The 5,042-nt window shown below is 54.3% G+C and carries 4 protein-coding genes and 2 pseudogenes; all 6 read right to left on the bottom strand.

What is annotated here, in order from left to right:
* Nucleotides 1–446, bottom strand: a pseudogene (locus VB081_RS07280) (glycine cleavage system aminomethyltransferase GcvT); the annotation flags it as partial.
* Entirely contained in the window at nucleotides 418–1,341 is a 924-nt protein-coding gene (sdaAA, locus tag VB081_RS07275) for an L-serine ammonia-lyase, iron-sulfur-dependent, subunit alpha (RefSeq protein ID WP_323400161.1), read from the bottom strand. The pseudogene VB081_RS07280 and the gene sdaAA, both read right to left, overlap by 29 nt.
* Nucleotides 1,334–2,020, bottom strand: coding sequence for an L-serine ammonia-lyase, iron-sulfur-dependent subunit beta (sdaAB, locus tag VB081_RS07270; protein ID WP_323400160.1), 687 nt, complete (start codon nucleotides 2,018–2,020; stop codon nucleotides 1,334–1,336). Before sdaAB ends, sdaAA begins: the two co-directional genes overlap by 8 nt.
* Before the next feature lie 21 nt (nucleotides 2,021–2,041).
* On the bottom strand, nucleotides 2,042–3,160 hold the full coding sequence (locus tag VB081_RS07265) for an ATP-NAD kinase family protein (RefSeq protein WP_323400159.1): 1,119 nt from the start codon (nucleotides 3,158–3,160) through the stop codon (nucleotides 2,042–2,044).
* Nucleotide 3,161: 1 nt separating this feature from the next.
* Nucleotides 3,162–4,721, bottom strand: a complete 1,560-nt coding sequence (gene gcvPB, locus VB081_RS07260; RefSeq protein ID WP_323400158.1) for an aminomethyl-transferring glycine dehydrogenase subunit GcvPB — start codon at nucleotides 4,719–4,721, stop codon at nucleotides 3,162–3,164.
* A 17-nt stretch (nucleotides 4,722–4,738) separates the two neighbouring features.
* A pseudogene (locus VB081_RS07255) lies at nucleotides 4,739–5,042 on the bottom strand (aminomethyl-transferring glycine dehydrogenase subunit GcvPA); the annotation flags it as partial.

The following is a 5,042-nucleotide window of genomic DNA, read 5'->3' as shown; positions in this document are numbered from 1 at the left end:
CCTTGCAGCGCAAGCTGCGAAATTTGAGAAGAAACATCTGTAAACTGTACATCGCCCAAGAGATGCTCTTCCATCCATGTAAAATCCTTGTCTTTGTTTGCGGCGTTGACGACAATAAAATATTCGTCCTCCGCCATCTTGTATACCAGCAGGTCGTCCACTGTGCCGCCATCCTCATAACACATGGGGCTGTAGCGCGCGTATCCCACTTTCAAACTGGAAAAATCGTTCGTCAGGATGTGATTAATCGTCTTTAAGGCATCCGCGCCCGCCAAAAAGAATTCGCCCATATGCGACACATCGAACATTCCCGCCTTTTCACGCACCGCTTTGTGTTCTTCGAGTATCCCGCTCTTATACTGCACAGGCAGTGAATACCCCGCGAACGGAACCACTTTGCCCCCCGCGGCCACATGTTTATCGTAAAAAGCTGTTTTCTTTTCCATCTGGTTCCTCCATGATATTCGCAAAACTTTTTTTGATCTGTTTTGCAAGTTCTTCTGCGGCAGGCGTTGCCGCCACGCCGCCCTTTGCCGTTTCGCGAAGCGCCGACGGAAGCATTTCTCCCACTTCCCACATCGCCTGTACCGCCTCATCGAACGGAATACGCGCATCGATCCCGGCAAGCGCCATATCCGCACAGGCAAGGGCAGACGCTGTCTGGCTCACATTGCGGTAAGCGCACGGGATCTGTACATACCCGCCGACCGGATCACACACCAGCCCCAGCGTACATATGAGCGCCAGCGAAGCCGCCCGCAGTACTTGTTCGTTCGTCCCGTTGCGTAAAAACACAGCCGCTCCCGCAGCCATTGCCGCCGCCACGCCACATTCCGCCTGACAGCCGCCTTTCGCGCCCGAAACAGTGGCGTTGGCCATCACGACCGCACCAATCCCCGACGCAGTCAGCAGCGCGCGCACCGCCTGCTTTTCATCTTCATGAAAAGTCTCACATATTGATATTACAACAGCAGGGAGAATACCGCAAGCACCCGCTGTGGGTGCGGCGCAAATTTTCCCCATCGAGGCGTTCACCTCCACGCAGGAAAGCGCCCGCTGCATTGCTTTTTGCATAAGCGTGCCGCATAATCCCTCGTTGTTTTTGTGATATCGGTGCAATGCTTTCGCCTGTCCGGCGATCAGCGCGCCCTTCACTTTTTTTACATCTGTGACGGCAGTTTGGGCGGAACAGAGCATCACCCGGTAGCTGCACAACATCTTTTCTTCCACCTGCTTTGCTGTGGCACCTGTAAGTTCCGTTTCATTGTCCAGTACAATGCGCCAAAGCGGCGCTCGCTTTTGTTCTGCCTGGTATAACAATTCCGCAGCATTTTCATACATTTGTACATTCTCCCGTTACCGGCTGCAGCACGCAGGCGCTGAAAATACGCACACCGTCTATGAGCGGTTCAAACATTTTCTGCGTGACCGTGCTGTCTGTTTCGATGATGCAGCACGCGCGCATACCGCGCGCCGCCCTGCTGACCTTCATGGCGGCGATATTGACCCCGTTACGCGCAAAAACGCCCGTGATCTCGCATATCACACCGGGCGAATCGAGGTGTCCGACAATGACGGTTGGCAATTCGGCACTGATGCCCATCGAAAAACCGTCGATCGAGTCGATGCCGATACGTCCGCCACCGATGGAGGAAGCGATTATTTTTTTCAAAATACCGCTTTTCCCTTTTGCGGTGACCAGCACCGAATTTTCGTGTGCGTTTTTCAGACGCTGGGCATGAAACGAATACCTAACTCCCCGTTCTTGCGCCAGCAGGAATGCCTGCGCAATACGTTCGTCGTCCGGCCTAAGCCCCATCGCTCCCGCAAGCAGGGCGCAATATGTCCCATGCCCCAGCCCCGTCTGTAAAAACGAGCCATGAAGGCCAAACGAAATTTGAGCGATTGGCTCCCCGAGCGCCATTACGGCGACATTTCCGATGCGTACCGCCCCGGCTGTATGCGAACTGGAAGGCCCGACCATAACCGGCCCCATTACTTCAAAAACACTCAGGTTCAAAGCACCCTCCGCCGATTCTTACTAGTTGACAGCTTGAAACATCACATATTGATCGTATCCGACGACCACACGGTAGTAGCCGCAAAGGCTGCAATCCGTTTGCTCGTCCGACGTATCGATATACAAATTCTTTAAAAACAATGAATCCGCTTTGTTTTTTGACATAGCAACGATGATATTCTTCTTGCCGACGCGGCACAGCACTGCCGCGCTCAGTTGCTGGTTCCCGCGACCAAACAGATACCCCTGCCCGCCGATCACCGTGACCATCACCTTTGCTTTGGGGTAGGCTTCCAGCATCTCGAGTATCTGCTTTTCCCCTGCGTCCATGCACAACGCTTTTTTTTGATACACGATATCCACGCCAAGAAGCGTACCGCCGATCCCCAGCTTCTCTTTGACCGCCTTCATCGTGGAGCCGGAACCAATGATATAAAGCACATCGTCTTTCATGGAATCCACAAGGCAGTTTGCCAGCAACGCAACCGACGCTTCCTCCCCAAGTCCACGCCCGCTCTTTAGGTTTTGCATATGCTGCTTGTCTTCAGGTGTGCGCAGGTAACCATACAGTCTCGCCTGCACGATCCCTTCACGGAACAGTGCTTCGTCAATGTCCATGACCTCTGCCTCGTGCACATTCCCAATACTTTCCGTCTCTACTATTTTTCGTAGCGCCTGCCCCGCGCGCCGCGGATTGATCGCGAACACCGCGGAATGGATCTTGCATCCCGTAGGGATTCCCAATACAGGAACACTTTCATGCACCGCGTCAAGGATGTTGCGCGCCGTACCGTCCCCACCCGCAAATACAAGCAGATCGATTCCCTCCGCAAGCAATTTTTTTGCCGCCTCTACCGTATCGCTCCCCGTCGTTTGCATGCGCGACACACCGCAGATATGCGCGTCAAGTCCATATTCCGCCGCAAGATCGCCGCCCATTTCGCCCGGACCGGTATAAAGAACGAACCTGTCCCTCACAGCGGCAAGCTCCTTTAACGCGTGCGACGCTTTTTTACCACTCTCCGGACACGCACCCAATGCACGTGCCCGTTTGAGCGTTTCTTCCCCATCGCTTCCTTTGAGTCCGACTTTTCCACCGATCCCCGCAACAGGGTTGATGATCAGTCCTATTTTCAGCATATCATTTCCCGTGCTTACGCAGGTATGCGCGCCATGTGAGCGCCCACTGATCCGGATCGTCGAGCTCCGCCATGTTCTTGATCTTGTGGATCACCGATCGATAGGGCGCCCCCTTGACCATCTCCGGGTCTTTGCGCGCTTCGCCTGCGATCGTCTTGATCACTTCATAATATTCATCCATATCTGCCTTGCTATATGTTTCGCACGGCTCTAAGGTCATCGGTTCCGGGATCACCCAAGGATGGTGGCTCGTCCAGTACCACGGGATGCCGAAATCGACCGCGCGCCGCGCGATATCCTCCGTACCCACACCCGTCTCGTCGTGCAGGTTCTCAAAGCTGTAGCGGATCTGCTCCTGACGCACGATGCCGTTGCCCTGAAAGGCGCTCGTTACGCCGGGGATGGACTCCATCTTCTTTTGCAGATAATTGTTGTTGATGACGGAGACATCCGCGCATTCACGCAGACCTGCCTCGCCCATCATACGCGTCCACGCGTACGCGCGCAGCACAACGCCCGCCGTGCCCATAAAATCCCTGATCTTACCGATACTATCGGGATGGTCATAATCGAGGTAATACTTGCTGCCATCATATTCCACGCTTGGTACGGGCAAATATTTCGCCAAATGCTCCTTACACCCAAACGCGCCGGTCGCCGGGCCGGAACCGCCGTGCGGCGTGCCAAACGTCTTATGCACGTTGAAGTGGCACATATCAAAGCCCGCTTCCCTTGCGCGCGCTACGCCCAGAAACGCATTCGCGTTCGCCTGATCATAAAAACACAAGCCGCCCACGTCATGGATGATCTTAGTAATCTCAAGAACGTTTGGGTTATAGATGCCGATGTCCTCCGGATTTGTCATGAAGATCGCCGCCGTGCGCTCAGAAGTTGCTGCGCGGATGGCCTCGAGATCCGGAATGCCGCGCTCGTCCGGATAGATCGTGATGATCTTATAACCAGCCGTTGCGGGCGTAGCCGCGTCACACGGATGCGAGAAAATAGTCGTGATGACCTCGTCGCGCTGATCCGCCTCGCCATTCGCCTCGTGATAGGCGCGCACAATGCTTGCCGCCGCATACACCGCGTGGTTGCCGCCGCCCGGCTGCAATGTGAAATGATCCATCCCGGAAACCTCTTTTACCACCTTTTCAAATTCGTGGTAGATTTCCAGTATGCCTTGCACCGTTTCGTCCGGCTGATCCGGATGTACGTCTGCAAACCCGGGATCCTGCGCGATTGTTTCGCATATCCGTGGGTTATATTTCATGGTGCACGTCCCCTCGCTCATGTCGTTTGAGAGGTTGGAGCCCATCGTTTCCTGCGAAAGGTGGATCCAGTGCTGCAGCACATGCTTCTGGTCGACCTCGGGAAGCGACGGCGCCTGCTTACGCGCGATAGAAGCAGGAAGCTGTGCGGCAATGTTTCCGACCTCGGAAACGATCCCTTCCTCCACCTCCGGCGGGATGATCCCCCTTGTGCCGGGCGTAGACATCTCATAGATCATCGGTTCGTCCCAGCTTGCCTGGTGAAAATTCTTTCTTATCTTTGCCTTTGCCATGATTATCCCTCCCTTCCTTATGCGCCGCATATATCGCTGATCTCCGTGACCAGCGTATCGATATCTTCTTGTGTATTCATTTCCGTGACGCCAAAGAGCGCACTTTGCCCATAGGCCGGAAACGTTTTGCTTACGTCTTTGCCGCCAATGATGTTGCGTGTTAGCAGCTCTTTGTTGATTTGCTCCACCGTCTTTTTTGTACCATCAAAATTCACAAGAAAATCGCAGTAGGAAAATCCTTCGAGCGGAATATCGATCCCTTTGATCTCAGCCAGTTTTTTCTTCGCATAAGCGCTGCGCTGCAGTATCCCCTCGCCAAGC

The organism is Christensenella sp. (assembly GCF_034927525.1).
Lineage (GTDB): Bacteria > Bacillota > Clostridia > Christensenellales > Christensenellaceae > Christensenella.
This window is presented reverse-complemented; position numbering and strand designations above follow the sequence as displayed.

Coding starts and splice junctions, on each gene's coding strand:
- sdaAA (WP_323400161.1), bottom strand. CDS start 1,341: ATGTATGAAAATGCTGCGGAATTGTTATACCAGGCAGAACAAAAGCGA.
- VB081_RS07265 (WP_323400159.1), bottom strand. CDS start 3,160: ATGCTGAAAATAGGACTGATCATCAACCCTGTTGCGGGGATCGGTGGA.
- gcvPB (WP_323400158.1), bottom strand. CDS start 4,721: ATGGCAAAGGCAAAGATAAGAAAGAATTTTCACCAGGCAAGCTGGGAC.